The sequence below is a fragment of the Streptomyces sp. NPDC058240 genome, from assembly GCF_042882135.1.
Classification (GTDB): domain Bacteria; phylum Actinomycetota; class Actinomycetes; order Streptomycetales; family Streptomycetaceae; genus Streptomyces.
The window spans coordinates 29,093-45,047 of sequence record NZ_JBHVWT010000003.1 but is presented as its reverse complement, the minus strand read 5'-3'; the positions used below and the strand labels follow the sequence as shown (position 1 = coordinate 45,047).

The 15,955-nt window shown below is 72.7% G+C and carries 14 protein-coding genes; 5 read left to right on the top strand and 9 right to left on the bottom strand.

Going from position 1 to position 15,955, the window contains the following annotated elements; translation table 11 throughout:
- Window positions 1-22: 22 nt before the first annotated feature.
- Window positions 23-1,204 (bottom strand): sensor histidine kinase, encoded by a 1,182-nt coding sequence (locus ACFVX4_RS07930; protein ID WP_389973083.1) that lies wholly within the window; start codon window positions 1,202-1,204, stop codon window positions 23-25.
- Window positions 1,201-1,989, bottom strand: coding sequence for a response regulator transcription factor (locus ACFVX4_RS07925; protein ID WP_389973081.1), 789 nt, complete (start codon window positions 1,987-1,989; stop codon window positions 1,201-1,203). The genes ACFVX4_RS07930 and ACFVX4_RS07925 overlap by 4 nt, the downstream gene beginning before the upstream one ends.
- Window positions 1,990-2,116: 127 nt before the next feature.
- Between ACFVX4_RS07925 and ACFVX4_RS07920 the strand changes: the two genes are divergently transcribed.
- From ACFVX4_RS07920 to ACFVX4_RS07905, 4 genes are read left to right on the top strand one after another with little or no spacing between them, the layout of a single operon-like run.
- On the top strand, window positions 2,117-2,659 hold the full coding sequence (locus ACFVX4_RS07920) for a hypothetical protein (protein ID WP_389973078.1): 543 nt from the start codon (window positions 2,117-2,119) through the stop codon (window positions 2,657-2,659).
- A gap of 14 nt (window positions 2,660-2,673) precedes the next feature.
- Window positions 2,674-3,714 carry a peptidoglycan-binding protein gene (locus ACFVX4_RS07915; RefSeq protein ID WP_389973075.1) on the top strand — a complete coding sequence of 347 codons (1,041 nt, stop codon included), beginning with the start codon at window positions 2,674-2,676 and terminating at the stop codon, window positions 3,712-3,714.
- The gene (locus tag ACFVX4_RS07910; protein ID WP_389973071.1) at window positions 3,711-4,514 is read left to right on the top strand and encodes an ABC transporter ATP-binding protein; all 804 of its coding nucleotides are present in this window, start codon (window positions 3,711-3,713) and stop codon (window positions 4,512-4,514) included. Before ACFVX4_RS07915 ends, ACFVX4_RS07910 begins: the two co-directional genes overlap by 4 nt.
- Window positions 4,511-5,740, top strand: a complete 1,230-nt coding sequence (locus ACFVX4_RS07905) for an ABC transporter permease (RefSeq protein WP_389973068.1) — start codon at window positions 4,511-4,513, stop codon at window positions 5,738-5,740. The genes ACFVX4_RS07910 and ACFVX4_RS07905 overlap by 4 nt, the downstream gene beginning before the upstream one ends.
- 98 nt (window positions 5,741-5,838) lie before the next feature.
- Here ACFVX4_RS07905 and ACFVX4_RS07900 read toward each other — a convergent pair whose 3' ends face one another.
- Both ACFVX4_RS07900 and pdxH read right to left on the bottom strand, forming a co-directional pair.
- Window positions 5,839-7,194, bottom strand: coding sequence for a PAS domain-containing protein (locus ACFVX4_RS07900; RefSeq protein ID WP_389973065.1), 1,356 nt, complete (start codon window positions 7,192-7,194; stop codon window positions 5,839-5,841).
- 467 nt (window positions 7,195-7,661) lie between these two features.
- Entirely contained in the window at window positions 7,662-8,288 is a 627-nt protein-coding gene (gene pdxH / locus ACFVX4_RS07895) for a pyridoxamine 5'-phosphate oxidase (protein ID WP_389973962.1), read from the bottom strand.
- A gap of 237 nt (window positions 8,289-8,525) precedes the next feature.
- On the opposite strand from pdxH, the gene ACFVX4_RS07890 reads away from it, so the two are divergent.
- Window positions 8,526-9,635: a citrate synthase 2 gene (locus ACFVX4_RS07890; RefSeq protein WP_389973062.1), complete on the top strand. Its 1,110-nt coding sequence runs from the start codon at window positions 8,526-8,528 to the stop codon at window positions 9,633-9,635.
- 69 nt (window positions 9,636-9,704) lie between these two features.
- On the opposite strand, the gene ACFVX4_RS07885 is transcribed toward ACFVX4_RS07890, so the two are convergent.
- The 5 genes from ACFVX4_RS07885 to ACFVX4_RS07865 form a co-directional block, all read right to left on the bottom strand.
- Window positions 9,705-10,298 (bottom strand): TetR/AcrR family transcriptional regulator, encoded by a 594-nt coding sequence (locus ACFVX4_RS07885; RefSeq protein ID WP_389973059.1) that lies wholly within the window; start codon window positions 10,296-10,298, stop codon window positions 9,705-9,707.
- Window positions 10,286-11,023 (bottom strand): enoyl-CoA hydratase family protein, encoded by a 738-nt coding sequence (locus tag ACFVX4_RS07880; protein ID WP_389973056.1) that lies wholly within the window; start codon window positions 11,021-11,023, stop codon window positions 10,286-10,288. The genes ACFVX4_RS07885 and ACFVX4_RS07880 overlap by 13 nt, the downstream gene beginning before the upstream one ends.
- 92 nt (window positions 11,024-11,115) lie before the next feature.
- On the bottom strand, window positions 11,116-12,726 hold the full coding sequence (locus tag ACFVX4_RS07875; protein WP_389973053.1) for a 4-coumarate--CoA ligase family protein: 1,611 nt from the start codon (window positions 12,724-12,726) through the stop codon (window positions 11,116-11,118).
- Between the two features lie 50 nt (window positions 12,727-12,776).
- Window positions 12,777-13,973 carry an acyl-CoA dehydrogenase family protein gene (locus ACFVX4_RS07870; RefSeq protein WP_389973050.1) on the bottom strand — a complete coding sequence of 399 codons (1,197 nt, stop codon included), beginning with the start codon at window positions 13,971-13,973 and terminating at the stop codon, window positions 12,777-12,779.
- Window positions 13,970-15,925, bottom strand: a complete 1,956-nt coding sequence (locus ACFVX4_RS07865; RefSeq protein WP_389973959.1) for a biotin carboxylase N-terminal domain-containing protein — start codon at window positions 15,923-15,925, stop codon at window positions 13,970-13,972. Before ACFVX4_RS07865 ends, ACFVX4_RS07870 begins: the two co-directional genes overlap by 4 nt.
- Window positions 15,926-15,955: the final 30 nt, after the last annotated feature.

Genomic DNA, 15,955 nt, shown 5'->3' with positions numbered 1-15,955 from the left:
CGCCGGGCCGCCGGCCGCCCCGCTACGGGCACGTCGGCAGCACGACCCGGACCGTCAGTCCGCCGCCCGGGTTCGCCGTCGCACTCGCCTCGCCGCCGTGCGCCCTCGCGATCGACGCCACGATGGAGAGCCCCAGACCGGCCCCCTCACCGGGAGCGTGGCGGCGGGCCTGCGCCCGGCGGAACGGCTCGAACAGCAGCGGCACGGTCGCCGGGTCCACCACCGGCCCGGTGTTGGCGACCTCCAGACCGCCCGGCCCCACCTGGATCCGTACCGTCCCGCCGGGGTGATTGTGGCGCAGCGCGTTGGCGACCAGGTTGCGCACGAGGTGGTCCAGCAGGACCGGGTCGCCCTCGACCGACAGCGGCCGGGCCTCCGCTTCGACGGTGATGGACCGTTCCTTCGCCTCCGCCTCCAGCGCCTCGGTCACCGTGGCCGCGGTCGCGTCCAGTTCGACCCGTTCGCGCCGCCGCAGGCCCTCGTCGGAGACGGCGAGGAGCAGCAGTCCCTCGATGAGCTGCTCGCTGTCGGCTGCGGTGTCGATGAGCTTGTCCCGGATCCAGGCGACCTTCTCGGGCGACGGGTCGTCGGCGAGGCCGATCTCGGCTGCGGCCCGCTGCACGGCGAGCGGGGTGCGCAGCTCGTGGGCGGCGTTGGCGGCGAACCGCTGCCGGGCGGCGACCAGCTCCTCGATCCGGTCGAGCATCCCGTCGAAGGTGTCGGCCAGTTCCTTGAGCTCGCCGGGCGGGGCCTTCAGCGCGAGGCGTTCGTGCAGGTTGCTGCCGGAGAGCCGGCGGGCTCGGGCGGTGATGACGCCGACCGGCCGCAGCACCCGACCCGCCATCCACCAGGCGAGCGCGACGGAGAGCGCCGAGTAGACGGCGAGGGAGACCCCGGAGACCGTCAGCAGCTGGCTGAGCGCGGCGTCCCCGGCGGCGGTGCTGACCCGCTGCGCCACCGCGTACTGCCCGGGTTGCATGACCGCGGTCTGCGCCCAGTCCGACGACGGCAGCGCGGGCGCGGTGGCCACGCCCGACCGGGCGGCGGCGGTGGCCCCGGCGGGGACCGCCGGGGCCACCGCGGTCAGCACACTGGCGTAGAGGCCCTCGCTGACCAGCAGGTAGACCAGCCCCACCAGCAGGGCGCCGGCCAGCACCAGCAGTCCGCCGTACAGCGCGGTGAGCCGGGCGCGCTCGCTGCTCACCGGCCCTCCCCCGGCCGGTCCGCGGAGCCGTTGTCCGGCTGGTCCGTCGGCCCGTGGACCGGTCCGGTCGCGTCGCCGCCCACCGGTCCGCTCGCGGGGCCGCCGTTCCCCGGCCGGTCCGCGCGGCCGTCCCCGATGCGGTAGCCGGCCCCCGGGACCGTCTCGATCACCGGGGGCGCGCCCAGTTTGGCGCGGAGCTTGGACAGCGTGACCCGGACCGCGTTGGTGCGGTAGCTGGTGTCCTCCTCCCACACCTCCTCGATCAGGTCGTCGCCGCTGACGACCGCACCCTCGGCCCGCAGCAGGGTCTCCAGCACGGCGAACTCCTTGCGGGAGAGCGAGAGGTAGCGGCCGTCGCGGCAGACCTGGCGGCGGGCGGTGTCGAGCGTCAGCCCGGCCCGTTCCAGGACCGGCGGGAGAGCGGGGCGGGCGCGGCGGCCGAGCGCCAGGACCCGGGCGAGGAGTTCGTCGTACGCGAACGGCTTGGTCAGGTAGTCGTCGGCGCCGAGCCCGAGGCCGGCCACCCGGTCCCGTACCGTCCCGGACGCGGTGAGCATCAGGATCCGGGTCAGCAGGCGCATGCCGACGACCCGCCGGCACACCTCGTCGCCGTGCAGCCCCGGCAGATCGCGGTCGAGGATCATCACGTCGTACGCGCCGAACCGAAGCCGGTCCAGCGCCGCCAGGCCGTCGGGGGCGATGTCCACCGCGACGGCGTCGCGGCGCAGCCCCTCGGCGATCATCCCGGCCAGGAATTCCTCGTCCTCCACCACCAGCACACGCATGGGTTCTGTTTAACCGAAAGCGATGTTTCGCCGGTGTAAGCATCCGGGCTGAGAGAAACGAAACCGCGTCCTCGCACACGCTCGGGCCGTACGCACCCGGCCTGTCAGCAACGGACGAGGAGCCCTCATGAACCCGACCATTTCCCGCCGGACCACCTCCCGCGCACAAAGTCGCGGCGTCGCCGCCGCCTGCCTGATCGCCGCCGTCGTCGTCCTGTCGGCCACCGCCTGCTCGGGCGACGGCGGCGGAAGCGGAAGCGGAAGCGGAACCAAGAACGGCGGATCTGCTTCGGACAACAGGAAGACGGAGGAGGACCAGGCCCTGGAGCACCGCAAGTGCCTGCGGGAGCAGGGTCTGGACGTCCCGGAGCCGAAGCCGGGCGAGAACGGCCGCGGAATCACCGTCGGCAGCGGCGGCAAGAGCAAGAAGGAGATGGAGAAGGCGTTCAAGGCCTGCCAGGACAAGGCGGTCGGCGGCGGGCCCAAGGAGCTCACCCAGGCCGAGAAGGACAAGGCGGTCGCCTTCGCCCGGTGCATGCGCAAGAACGGCTTCGACATGCCCGACCCGAAGTTCGACGGCGGGGCGATGCAGGCGGCGCCCGCGCTGAAGCCGAAGGACATGAAGAAGTTCGAGAAGGCCAACGCGGCGTGCGAAAGCGTCGGGCGGTGAGGCGCGGACGGGCCATGGCGGCCGCTGCGGCGGTGCTCGCCGTGACGGCCGGGTCACTGGCTCTCACCCGGTTCGGCTCCGCCGAGGAGACGGCCGGCCCGAAGAACACCGGGCTGCCCCCGGCCACCGCCGCGGTCGAGCGCGGCGACCTGCGCGACAGCGCCCAGGCGGACGGGACGCTCGGCTACGACAAGCAGCGCAAGGTCAACGCGGGTGCGGCGGGCACCATGACCTGGGCCCCGCGCACCGGCTCGACCGTCAAGCGGAACGAGCGTCTGTACGAGGTCGACGGCCGGGCGGTGTGGCTGATGTACGGCTCGGGGCCGATGTACCGGACGCTGAAGCCGGGCGACCGGGGCCGGGACGTCGAGCAGCTGGAGCGCAATCTCGCGGAGCTCGGCTACACCGGCTTCACTCCGGACGACGAGTACACCGAGCTGACCGCGGCCGCCGTCAAGCGCTGGCAGGAGTCCCACGACAGCAAGCGGACCGGAACCGTGGGGCCGCAGGACATCGCCTTCGCCCCGGGGGAGGTCCGGATCAAGAGCGTCGAGGCGGCCGTCGGCGAACTGGCCCAGCCCGGCGCTCCGGTCCTCACCACGACCGGCTCCGAGCGCATCGTGACGTTCGAGCTCGACGTCGCCGAGAGCCAGCTCGCCAAGGCGGGCACCAAGGTCACCGTCGATCTGCCGGACGGCAGCAGCGCGGCCGGGGCGGTCTCCTCGGTCGGCCGGACGGCGAAGCCCGGCGACGACCCGCAGGACGACAGCCCCAAGGTCGCCCTGACCGTCTCCTTCGACAAGCCGGCGGAGGTCGGCGGCTTCGACCAATCGCCGGTCACGGTGAACCTGGCCGGCGAGCTGCACAAGGATGTCCTCAGCGTCCCGGTGAACGCGCTGCTCGCGCTGCCCGGCGGCGGCTTCGGCCTCCAGGTCGTCCGGGGCGGCACGGTCCGCGACGTGAAGGTCGAGCTCGGCATGTTCGCCGAGGGCCGGGTCGAGGTGTCCGGCGGCGGGCTGCGCGAGGGCATGAAGGTCGGGGTGCCGAAGATATGAGCACGGTCGTCGGCCTCAGGGGCGTCACCAAGGAGTACCCGGGCCCGGTCGCCGCCCTGCGCGGGGTGGACCTCACCGTCGAGGAGGGCGAACTCCTCGGCATCGTCGGCCCGTCCGGCTCCGGCAAGTCCACGCTGCTGCACATCATCGGCACCCTGGACCGCCCCACTGCCGGTTCCGTCCACATCGCCGGGCACGACGTGGCGGCGCTCTCCGACCGCAGGCTCTCCGCACTGCGTGCCCAGCACGTCGGCTTCGTATTCCAGGCGTTCCACCTGGTGCCGGGCGTCAGCGCCCGCGACAACGTCGCGGAGGGCCTGCTGTACTCGGGCCTGTCCCGTGCCGCACGCCGCCGCAGGGCCGCCGCCGCGCTGGAGCGGGTCGGACTCGCCGACCGCCTCGACCACAAGCCGCACCAGCTCTCCGGCGGACAGAAACAGCGGGTCGCCATCGCGCGGGCCGTCGTGGGAGAACCCGCGCTGCTGCTGGCCGACGAACCGACCGGGGCGCTCGACTCGGCGTCCGGGGAAGCGGTGATGAAGCTGCTGCGCGACCTCAACCGGGAGGGCGCCACCATCGCGGTCATCACGCACGACACCGAGATCGCCCGGGACCTGCCGCGCGAGGTGCGCATCCGGGACGGCCAGGTGGTCGCGGACGTACGCAATCCGTCCGTGGACGTACGCGATCGGTCCGCGGACGTACCCGATCCGTCCACGGGAATGCGCGGTTCATCCACGGATGTGCGCGATGGATCCGGGAACGGCCGCTCCCCCGCCGCGACGGGGGCGGACCAGTGAGGGCGCGGCGCGCGGACCGCGAGGCCGACGGCCGGGGGCGGCTGAAAGCGGCCCGGCTCCGCCCCCGGGACGTGCTGCACGTCGGCTCGGCGGGGCTGCGCAGCCGGCCGATGCGGGTCGTGCTCTCCGCCCTGGGCATCGCCATCGGCATCGCGACGATGATCTCGGTGGTGGGCATCTCCGCCTCCAGCCAGGCCCAACTGCTCCGGGAGCTCGACAAGCTGGGCACCAACCTGCTCGTGGCCTCCCCCGGCGATTCGATGTTCGCCGGGCAGGACGTCGAGCTGCCCGAGGACGCGGTCGGGATGGTGGGCCGCATCAAGGGCGTCCAGGAGGTGGGCGCGACCGCCGACCTCGACGCGACCGCACGCCGCAACGAGAAGATCGACAAGGACGATACGGGCGGGATCACCGTCAAGGCGACCACCGGCGACCTGCTGCGGGTGCTGCGCGGCGAGGTCCGCAGCGGCAGCTGGCTCAACAACGCGACCGGACGCTACCCCTCCGTCGTGCTCGGCCATGTCTCCGCGGAGCGTCTCGGCATCACCGCTCCGGGCCGGCAGGTGTGGCTGGGCGACCGGTACTTCACCGTGGTCGGCATCCTCGCCCCGCTGCCGCTCGCGCCGGAGATCGAACGCTCCGCCCTGGTCGGCTGGGAGGGTGCGAAGCGCCTGCTGGGCTTCGAGGGCCACCCGACGTCGGTGTACGAGCGCTCGGCCGACTCGGCGGTGCAGGACGTGCGCAAGGTCATGGCGGCGACGGTCGACCCGCAGAACCCGCAGAACGTGAAGGTCACCGATCCGTCGTCGGCGCTCCGGGCGAAGGCGGCGACCGAGGGGGCGTTCAGCAGCCTGCTGCTGGGCCTGGGCGGCATCGCGCTGCTCGTCGGCGGCGTCGGGGTCGCCAACACCATGATCATCTCGGTGCTGGAGCGGCGGTACGAGATCGGGCTGCGCCGCTCGCTCGGCGCGACCCGGGGCCAGATCCGCATCCAGTTCGTCACGGAGTCGCTGATGCTCTCCGGCCTGGGCGGCCTGGCGGGCGTGGCGCTCGGTGCGGCGGCGACCGGGGTGTACGCGTACTCCGGCGGGCTGCCCTGGGTGGTGCCGCCGTGGGCGGTCGGCGGTGGCTTCGGCGCGACGCTGGTGATCGGCACGATCGCGGGCCTCTACCCGGCGGTGCGGGCATCCCGCCTCTCACCGACGCTGGCGCTGCACGCGGCGTGAGGCCGGGCGCCGGCCGGGGTCGGTGCCAGGGCCCCGGCCGGGGTCGGTGCCGGGCTCCGCGACGGGGCCCGGCACACCCCCTGGCCGGACCGCGTCGCCTACGGCCGCTTCGTCACCTGCGCCAGGTCGACCGCCCCCGCGACCCGGGCCGCCGCCGTCTCCGCGTACGCCGCGTCGGGGCGCTCGAACGCGGTGCGGTGGGCCGAGCGCAGAAACGTCACCACGCCCAGCGTGCGCCCCCTGCTCCGCAGCACCGCACACAGCGCGTGCACGGAATCGCCCGGCCACTGCCGCTCGGCCGCCCACACCCCGGCCCCGGGCCCGGCCCCCGCGCTGGCCCGTACCGAACCCGTACGGTCCACCGCCTGAAGAGCCGGGTGCCCCGCCGCGTACCGCAACGGAATGGAGCCGCCGGCCACCGGCAGGCACGGACCCGGCTCACCGGCGGGGGTCGCCGCCACCCGCACCAGCCGCTCCCCCGCCACCAGATCGACCAGCGCGTGATCCGCGAAGCCCGCGAGCGCGTAGTCCAGGCAGGACATCGCCGCCTCCATCGGGTCCTCGCACTCGGACGCCGACCGCGAGGCCCGGTGCAGTTGGTTCGAGCGGAACCGCACCCGGTCCGCCTCCTGCGCCGCCAGCCGCTCCACCGTCACGTCCTGGAACAGCCAGCCGACCCCCAGCGGGACCGGCTCCTCGGCGAGCGGCGAGGCCAGCTGCAGAAAACCGCTGCGCCAGCAGCGCCGCCGCTCCCCCTCCGCCGTCCGCAGCGTCACCCACAAGTCGGCGGGCGCCGGTGGGGCGCCCTCGGCGAGCACGTGCTGCAAGGCGCCCTCCAGATCCTCGACGCCCTGCACGATCAGCTCCCCCAGCGGGCGCCCCAGCATCGTCTGGCGACCGCCGCCCAGCGCCCGTGCCGCGTGCGCGTTGACGACCGTCGGCCGCAGATCCGCGTCGACCAGCACCACACCCCAGGACGCGTCCTGCAACAACGTCTCGCTCAGCGCGATCGACCGCTCCAGATCGATCTGCGCATGCGCCTCGCTGAACGCGCAGTACACCCCGGCCGGTCTGCCGTCCGCGCCCCGGACCCCAGCCGACTGGGTCCGTACGAGCACCCGTCCGCCGTCCTTGCGCAGCAGCGCGAACTCGTGGACGCGGCGGCCCGGTCCGTCCATGGCCGCCATCAGCCGCTCCCGCACCTCGCCCGCGTCCGCCCGCCGCACCGCCCACCCGGCGAACCCGAGCCGCCCCACGGCCTCCTCGGCGGACCAGCCCAGAATCCGCTCGGCCTCGCGGTTCCAGTGGGTGATCGTGCCACCCGCGTCGAAGGCGCAGAGCGCGGCGTCCATCCCGTCGAGCAACGCGGCGAGCAACTCGGCCCCGGGCCCCGCCTTCGGCCCCTCGTCGGGCCCGAGCGCCTCGGTCGTTCCACCGCCTGTGGACGCACTCATCCCGTACTCCCCGCAGGACGCATCCGGCATTTCCGCACGTCAGACCATTGAACTCGAAGGTGACCCAGCACACACCGACTTCCCGGAAATCGGCCGCCGCATTAATTCGCTTGTGCGGTGCCGGGGACGTTCCTAGGCTGCTGCCAGCGATGAAAGGAGGTGTTCCGGAAGTGATTTCTTCTCGGACTCGTGAGGTGGCTGCGGGCTGACGCCCGTTGTCGCGCTCTTTGCAGTGCAGGCCGGTCATCGGCCAATCCCAAGCAGTCACCGACCCGCAGGCTCGCCGGTAAGTCCGGCCGGCTCCTCCGCAAGGAGGGACCAGAGCCTGCGGGTTTCTGCATGTCCGAAGGGGCCCGCGCCCGAAGGGACCCGCGCCCGAAGGGGTTTGCGTCCGAAGGGGTTTGCGTCCGAAGGGGTTTGCGTCCGAAGGGGTTTGCGTCCGAAGGGGTTTGCGTCCGAAGGGTTTGTTACGGGCACAGCCGCTCTACGCGCCACTGCTCGCCCTCGCGTACGTACCTCAACCGGTCGTGCAGCCGGTTCTCGTGGCCCTGCCAGAACTCGATCGTGTCGGGGACGACGCGGTAGCCGCCCCAGTGCGGGGGCGCGGGGACGTGTTCGCCCTCGGGGTAGCGGGCCGCCAGTTCCTCGTAGCGGGCGAGCAGCTCGTCGCGGGAGCCGATCACCGTCGACTGGGGGCTCGCCCAGGCGCCGAGCTGGGAGCCGTGCGGGCGGGTGCGGAAGTAGGCGACCGTCTCGTCGCGGCCGATCCGGTCCGCCCTGCCGGTGACGATGACCTGGCGGGCCATCGGGTGCCAGGGGAAGAGCAGCGAGACGTACGGGTTGGCGGTCAGTTCGCGGCCCTTGCGGGACTCGTAGTTGGTGAAGAAGACGAAGCCGCGCGCGTCGTACTTCTTCAGCAGCACGGTGCGTGAGGACGGCCGGCCCTCGGGGGTGGCGGTGGAGACCACCATGGCGTTGGGCTCGTGGAGCACCCCGCCGACGGCGACCTGCCGGAACCAGTGGGCGAACTGCTGCATCGGGTCGGCGGCCAGCGTGTCCTCGGTGAAGCCCTCGGAGCGGTACTGCTCGCGCATGGCGGCCGGATCGGTGGTGGAATCGGAGGGGGAGTCTGCGGTGGGCACGGGGGTCATCCTGCCGCAGCGGTCGAGCGGGCCCGGCGAGGAGGGGTGGCGAGCGATCCGGGCGGCGTCGCGGCGGCGTCGATCCGGGGGGCTGTGCCGGATGTCACGCTTCCCCGCGTCGGGGGAACCCGCCAGTATCTTGAGCAGGCCACTGTGGCCTCCGCAGAGCCGTCGACCGAGGGAGCCGCCATGTCCGACTTCGTACCGGGACTAGAGGGAGTCGTCGCGTTCGAGACGGAGATCGCCGAACCGGACAAGGAAGGCGGTGCGCTCCGTTACCGGGGTGTCGACATCGAGGATCTCGTCGGCCATGTGTCGTTCGGCAACGTCTGGGGTCTGCTGGTCGACGGGGCGTTCAACCCCGGACTGCCGCCGGCCGAGCCGTTCCCGATCCCGGTGCACTCCGGGGACATCCGGGTCGATGTGCAGTCCGCGCTGGCGATGCTCGCGCCGGTGTGGGGTCTGAAGCCGCTGCTCGACATCGACGAGGAGACGGCGCGCAACGATCTGGCGCGGGCCGCCGTGATGGCGCTTTCGTACGTCGCCCAGTCGGCGCGCGGGCAGGGGCTGCCGATGGTCCCGCAGAGCGAGATCGACAAGGCGCAGTCGGTGGTCGAGCGGTTCATGATCCGCTGGCGGGGCGAGCCGGACCCCAAGCATGTGAGGGCCGTCGACGCGTACTGGACATCGGCCGCCGAGCACGGCATGAACGCCTCGACGTTCACCGCCCGCGTCATCGCGTCGACCGGCGCCGATGTGGCGGCGGCGCTGTCGGGCGCGGTGGGTGCGATGTCGGGTCCGCTGCACGGCGGTGCGCCGTCCCGGGTGCTCGGCATGATCGAGGAGATCGAGCGGACCGGCGATGCCACCGCGTACGTGAAGAAGGCCCTGGACAAGGGCGAGCGGCTGATGGGCTTCGGGCACCGGGTCTACCGGGCGGAGGACCCGCGGGCGCGGGTGCTGCGGCGCACGGCCGAGGAGTTGGGCGCGCCGCGATTCGAGGTGGCGCAGGCGCTGGAGAAGGCCGCGCTGGAGGAGCTGCACGCGCGGCGCCCGGACCGGGTGCTGGCGACGAACGTGGAGTTCTGGGCGGCGATCATGCTGGACTTCGCGGAGGTCCCGGCGCACATGTTCACGTCGATGTTCACCTGCGCGCGTACGGCGGGCTGGTCGGCGCACATCCTGGAGCAGAAGCGGACGGGGCGGCTGGTGCGTCCTTCGGCGCGGTATGTGGGTCCGAGTTCGCGTGATCCCCGGGAGATCGAGGGGTACGACCAGCTCGCGGATCTGGGGAACTGAGCGCCGGTTCCGGACCGGACCGGGCGGGACGGGACGCTGTCCGGTCCCGCCCGGCCCGGTCCGCCATGGTCAGTCAAGTGCGTCGTCCAGCAGCGACGCCCACTGGGCCACGACCCTCCGGCGTCGGGCCGTGTCGTCGGTGAGGACGTTGGCGAGGCCCAGGCCGCGGGCCATGTCGAGGAGGCCCTGGACGGTTTCGCGCACGCCGGGCTTCGTCTCGTCGGCGGCAAGGAGTGCGATGGCGATGCGGTGGGTCTCGCGGCCGACGCGGGCTTCGAGTTCGGTGACGCGGGGGCGGAGTTGTGCCTCGTTGGAGGCGGCCACCCAGAGTTGGAGCGCGGCGCGGAAGAGCGGGCCGGTGTAGAGGTCGACGAGGGCGGCGACGACGGCCGTGCGGCCCTGGACGGGCAGGGCGCGCAGGGCGGCGGAGCGTTCCTCGGCGACGTATTCGACGGCTGCGGTGAACAGGTCCTCGCGGGTGGGGAAATGGTGCTGGGCGGCGCCGCGCGAGACGCCCGCGCGTTCGGCGACGACGGAGACCGTGGAGCCCGCCCAGCCGTGTTCGGCGAGGCAGGCGACGGCGGCTTCGAGGAGCCGGCGGCGGGTTGCGCGGCTGCGGTCCTGCTTGGGGGTCCGGTCGGTGGGGGGCGTCACAACTCCCATGCGGGATCCCGTCGTTCGAGGAAGGCCGTCATTCCTTCCCGGGCCTCGGCGGAGGCGAAGAGGGCCGCCGAGCGGGCGATGAGGTCTTCGGCATGCTGGTCGAAACTTTCCAGCACAGTAGCCGTGACCAGCTCCTTCGATGCTGCCAGCCCCTGGGGTGAGGCCTTGCGCAGCCCGTCCAGGACGGGGGCGAGGCCCGTGTCCACCTCCTCGGCGGCGAGCGTGATCAGGCCGATGCGGGCCGCTTCGGTCGCGTCGAAGCGTTCGCCGGTGAGGTAGTAACGGGCGGCGGCGCGTGGGTCCGTGCGGGGCAGCAGGGGCAGCGAGATGACGGCGGGGGCGAGGCCCAGGCGGGATTCGGTGAGGGCGAAGGTGGCTCCGGGGCCGGCCGCGGAGATGTCGCAGGCGCCGAGCAGGCCGAGGCCGCCCGCCCGTACGTGGCCGGTGACCCGGGCGACGACGGGTTTGGGCAGGGCGACGATCTGCCGCATCAGGGCGACGAAGGCGGCCGGGTCGGGCGGTCCGGTCAGGTCGGCGCCCGCGCAGAAGGTGTTGCCGGTGTGGGTGAGGACGACCGCTCGTACGGTGTCGTCGGCCGCGCACGCGTCCAGGGCGGTGGAGAGCTCGCCGACGAGTGCCGCGGAGAGTGCGTTGCGGTTGGCGGGCGAGTCGAGGGTGAGCGTGGTGATGCCCCGGTCGTGGGTGGGGCCGGCGAGCGCCGTCATGGGTCGGTCGTCTCCTTCTCGTGGATCCGCGGCTCGTGGATCCACGGCCCGGGAATCCTTGACGTCTCGTGGATCCCCGGCTCGTGGGTTCCTCAGCCGGTGGTGGTTCCGCGGGACTTCTCCCGGTCGCGCAGCTCGCGGCGGAGGATCTTGCCGGAGGTGGCGCGCGGGACCGCGTCGATGAATTCGGTCTGCCGGACCTTCTTGTACGGGGCGACGCGCTCGGCGACGTACGCCATGACGTCGTCGGCGGTGAGGGCGTCGCCCGCGGCGGAGGCCTGGCGGACCAGGTACGCCTTGGGGACCTCGTTGCCATCGGCGTCGTGCACCCCGATGACGGCGGCGTCCGCGAGCGCCTCGTGGCCGAGCAGCAGTGCTTCGAGTTCGGCCGGGGCGACCTGGTAGCCCTTGTACTTGATCAGTTCCTTCACCCGGTCGACGACGAACAGCCAGCCGTCGGCGTCGACGTGTCCGATGTCGCCGGTGTGCACCCAGCCGTCGGCGTCGATCATGTCGGTGGTGGCCTCGGGGCGGCCGAGGTAGCCCTTCATCACCTGCGGCCCGCGGATCAGGATCTCGCCGTCGGTGCCGGCCGGGGCGTCCTCGGGGTCGTCGCCGAGCGGGGCGATCCGCATCTCGGTGCTGGGCAGGAGCCTGCCGACCGCGCCGGGGGGCGGGTTCTCGGCGGAGAGCGGGACGACATGGGTGCCGGGCGAGAGTTCCGTCATGCCGTACGCCTGGCGCACGGGCGGCAGTCCCAGGCGCTCGGAGCAGGCGGCGGCGAGCGAGGCGTCGAGCGGGGCGGCGGCGCTGACCACGTATTCCAGCGAGGACAGGTCGTACCGGTCGACCGACGGGTGCTTGGCGAGTGCGAGGACGATCGGCGGGGCCACGTACAGGCCGGTGATCCGGTGCTTCTCGATCGCGGCGAGGAACTGGTCGAGGTCGAAGCGCGGCAGTACGACGACGGTGGCGCCCATCCGCAGCGGGGCGTTCATCAGGGCGGTCAAACCATAGATGTGGAAGAAGGGGAGCACGGCCAGGATGCGGGCGCCGGGGCCCATGGGGATGAAGGGGCGGAGCTGCTCCAGGTTGGTGCCCATGGAGCGGTGGGTGAGCATGACGCCCTTGGGGGTTCCGGTAGTGCCGGAGGAGTAGGGCAGGGCGGCGATGTCCTCGCCGGGGTCGACAGTGACGCGGGGTTCGGGGGCGGTGGTGGCGAGCATGTCGAGTACGGAGGTGTGTCCCTCGGCCCGGTCGCAGACGAAGATCTGCTCGATGGAGCCGACGAGTCCGGCGGCCTCGCGCGCCGTGTCCAGGAGCGGGGAGACGGTGACGATCCAGCGGGCGGAGGAGTCGCGGAGCTGTTTGGCGAACTCCTCCGCCGTGGCCAGCGGGTGGACGGTGGTGACGGTGGCGCCGGCCCGTGTCGCGCCGAAGAACACCGCCGGGTAGGCGATGGTGTTGGGGCTGTGCAGGGCCAGTACGTCGCCCTTGCGCACCCCGGCCCCGGCGAGCGCCGCGGCGATCTTCCGGTGGAAGGCGTCGAGCTGCCGGTAGGTGAGGGCGGAGCCGTCGTCCGTCCCGTCGATCAGGGCCACCGTGTCGCCGTACGAGGTGGTGGCCTGCCCCAGGACCGCGTCATGGATGGGCACGTCGAGTGTCTGTACGGCGGGGTAGTCGCTGTGGAACACGTGCGCCATGGCGGTGGGTCCCTTCGGAGCGGCGGTGTGGGGAGACAGACTGCCGTGTGTCAGTACGACTTGGGGAGGCCCAGGGACTGGTGGGAGACATAGTTCAGGATCATTTCCCGGCTGACGGGGGCGATCCGGGCGACGCGGGCCGCCGTGATCAGGGACGCGAGGCCGTATTCCCGGGTGAGGCCGTTGCCGCCGAGGGTGTGCACGGCCTGGTCGACGGCCTTGACGCAGGCTTCGCCGGCCGCGTATTTCGCCATGTTGGCGGCCTCGCCCGCGCCGATGTCGTCGCCGTCGTCGTAGAGCCGGGCGGCCTTCTGCATCATCAGCCGGGCCAGTTCCAGTTCGATGTGGGCCTGGGCGAGGGGATGGGCGATGGCCTGGTGGGAGCCGATGGGGTCCTTCCAGACCTGACGGGTCTTCGCGTACTCGACGGCGCGGGCGAGTGCGTAGCGGCCCATGCCGATGCCGAACGCGGCGGTCATGATGCGTTCGGGGTTGAGCCCGGCGAAGAGCTGGAGGAGCCCGGCGTCTTCTCCCCCGCTCTCGGCTTCGCTCGAGCGGGAGGTACCCCCTCCGACGAGCGCGTCGGCGGGCAGCCTTACGTCGTCGAGGACCAGCTCGAACTGCTTCTCCGGGGCCTGGAGTTCCATGTCGATCTGCGAGCGGCCGAAGCCCGGGGCGTCGCGGGGGACGATGAAGAGACAGGGCTTGAGCCTGCCGGACCTGGCGTCCTCGGTGCGGCCGACGACGAGAGTGGCGTCGGCGATGTCTACGCCGGAGACGAAGACCTTGCGTCCGGTGAGCAGCCAGTCCTCGCCGTCCTTGCGGGCGGTGGTGGTGATGCGGTGGGAGTTGGATCCGGCGTCGGGTTCGGTGATGCCGAAGGCCATGGTGAGGCTGCCGTCGGCGAGGCCGGGGAGCCACTGCCGCTTCTGGGTGTCGGTGCCGAAGCGGGCGATGACGGTGCCGCAGATCGCCGGGGAGACCACCATCATGAGCAGCGGGCTGCCGGCCGCGCCCAACTCCTCCAGGACGATGGAGAGTTCGGCCATGCCGCTGCCTCCGCCGCCGTACTCCTCGGGAAGGTTCACGCCGAGGTAGCCGAGCTTGGCGGCTTCGGTCCACAGTTCGCGCGGGTGGGCGCCGTCGCGGACGACGGAGGTCATGTAGTCGCGTCCGTAGCGCTTTCCGAGTGCGGCGACGGCGGCGCGCAGTGCCTGGTGCTCTTCGGTTTCGAGGACGGTGCTCATTGCTTCGGTTCCTCCTGTACGTCTTGCACGACGGCGAGCAGGGCACCGACCTCCACCTGGAGGCCGGGGGCGGCGTGGAGCGCGGTGAGGGTGCCGGCGGCGGGGGCGAGGATGCGGTGCTCCATCTTCATCGCCTCCAGCCAGATCAGGGGCTGTCCGGCCTGGACGGCCGCCCCGGCGGTGAGCCCTTCGGCGACGCGGACGACGGTGCCGGGCATGGGGGCGAGCAGTGAGCCGGGTTCGGTGCGGTCGGTGGGGTCGGTGAAGCGGGGCAGGACGGTGAAGGTGTACGAGCCGTGGGCGGTGTCCACGTACGCCTTGTCCCGGTGGACGGCGATGTCGAAGTGGCGGGTGACGCCGTCGGTTTCGAGGGTGACGCGATAGGGCCCGGCGGCGATGACGCGTTCGCCGGTCTCGGGGACGGGGCCGGTGCGGGTGGTGCGGTAGGCGGCCTCGTGTTCGGTGCCGTCGGGTTCGGCGCGGTAGCGCTTGGTCCGGGGTTGCGAGGAGATGTTGCGCCAGGCGCCGAGGCGGACGGGGCCCGGTCCGGGGCCGTGCTGCCGGGCGGCGGCGTCGGCGAGTGCGGCGGCCAGGGCGGCGCGGCGCGGCCCTGCTTCGTCCGGGGACGGGGCCGGGGTGAGGGCGTCCAGGTGGCGGTCGTAGAAGCCGGTGTCGAGGCGGGCGGCGAGGAAGTCGGGGTGGTGCAGGGACCGTACGAGCAGGTCGCGGTTGGTGACCGGGCCGTGGATACGGGCGCGTTCCAGGGCACGGGCGAGGAGGCGTACGGCTTCGGTGCGGGTGGGAGCGTGGGCGATGACCTTGGCGATCATCGGGTCGTAGTGCACGCCGATGGTGTCGCCGCCGGTGTAGCCGGTGTCCAGGCGGATGCCGGCTACACCGGGTACGTCCAGCGTGTGCAGTGCTCCGGTCTGCGGCTGCCAGTCGCGGGCGGGGTCCTCGGCATAGAGGCGGGCCTCGACGGCGTGGCCGTGCGGTGCGGGGGGTGCGGTGGTGGGCAGCGGTTCGCCTTCGGCGATGCGGAGTTGGAGGGCCACGAGGTCGAGCCCGAAGACGGCTTCGGTGACGGGGTGTTCGACCTGGAGGCGGGTGTTCATCTCCAGGAAGTACGGGCGCCCGTCGGCGGCGAGGAGGAATTCGACGGTGCCCGCGCCCCGGTAGCCGACGGCGCGGGCGGCGGCCACGGCGGCTTCGTGCAGCCGGGTCCGCAGCGCGTCGTCGAGACCGGGTGCGGGAGCTTCCTCGACGACCTTCTGGTGGCGTCGCTGGAGGGAGCAGTCGCGGGTGCCCAGCGCCCAGACCCCGCCGTGCTCGTCGGCCATGACCTGGACCTCGACGTGCCGGCCGCGCTCCACGTACGGCTCCGCGAAGACCTCGCCGTCCCCGAAGGCGGCCGTGGCCTCAGCGGTGGCGGCAGTCAACTCGGCGGGCAGTTCGGCGAGTTCGCGGACGATCCGCATCCCGCGCCCGCCGCCGCCCGCCGCCGCCTTGAGCAGCAGCGGCAGGTCGTCGGCGGTGGCCCGCCCGGTGTCGACGGGGGCGAGCAGCGGCACCCCGGCGGCGGCCATCAGTTCCTTGGCGCGGGTCTTGGACGCCATCAGCTCGATGGCCTTGACCGGCGGGCCGACCCAGACGAGACCGGCGTCCTGCACGGCGCGGGCGAATCCGGCGTTCTCGGAGAGGAAGCCGTAGCCGGGGTGGACGGCGTCGGCACCGGCCGCGAGCGCGGCGCGTACGACGAGGTCGCCGCGGAGATAGGTGTCGGCCGGGGCGGCGCCCGGCAGCCGTACGGCGGTGTCGGCCTCCCGTACGTGGAGCGCGTCGGCGTCCGCGTCGGAGTACACCGCGACGGTGGCGATGCCGAGCGCGCGGCAGGTGCGGAAGATCCGGCAGGCGATCTCGCCCCGGTTGGCCACGAGCAGTGTGGAGATCATCTTCGCCTTCCCGTCCGTCTGGTTCGTCGA

Coding starts and splice junctions, on each gene's coding strand:
- ACFVX4_RS07870 (WP_389973050.1), bottom strand. CDS start 13,973: ATGAGCACCGTCCTCGAAACCGAAGAGCACCAGGCACTGCGCGCCGCC.
- ACFVX4_RS07885 (WP_389973059.1), bottom strand. CDS start 10,298: ATGGGAGTTGTGACGCCCCCCACCGACCGGACCCCCAAGCAGGACCGC.
- ACFVX4_RS07925 (WP_389973081.1), bottom strand. CDS start 1,989: ATGCGTGTGCTGGTGGTGGAGGACGAGGAATTCCTGGCCGGGATGATC.
- ACFVX4_RS07865 (WP_389973959.1), bottom strand. CDS start 15,925: ATGATCTCCACACTGCTCGTGGCCAACCGGGGCGAGATCGCCTGCCGG.
- ACFVX4_RS07880 (WP_389973056.1), bottom strand. CDS start 11,023: ATGACGGCGCTCGCCGGCCCCACCCACGACCGGGGCATCACCACGCTC.
- ACFVX4_RS07890 (WP_389973062.1), top strand. CDS start 8,526: ATGTCCGACTTCGTACCGGGACTAGAGGGAGTCGTCGCGTTCGAGACG.
- pdxH (WP_389973962.1), bottom strand. CDS start 8,288: ATGCGCGAGCAGTACCGCTCCGAGGGCTTCACCGAGGACACGCTGGCC.
- ACFVX4_RS07875 (WP_389973053.1), bottom strand. CDS start 12,726: ATGGCGCACGTGTTCCACAGCGACTACCCCGCCGTACAGACACTCGAC.
- ACFVX4_RS07900 (WP_389973065.1), bottom strand. CDS start 7,194: ATGAGTGCGTCCACAGGCGGTGGAACGACCGAGGCGCTCGGGCCCGAC.
- ACFVX4_RS07915 (WP_389973075.1), top strand. CDS start 2,674: ATGGCGGCCGCTGCGGCGGTGCTCGCCGTGACGGCCGGGTCACTGGCT.
- ACFVX4_RS07920 (WP_389973078.1), top strand. CDS start 2,117: ATGAACCCGACCATTTCCCGCCGGACCACCTCCCGCGCACAAAGTCGC.
- ACFVX4_RS07910 (WP_389973071.1), top strand. CDS start 3,711: ATGAGCACGGTCGTCGGCCTCAGGGGCGTCACCAAGGAGTACCCGGGC.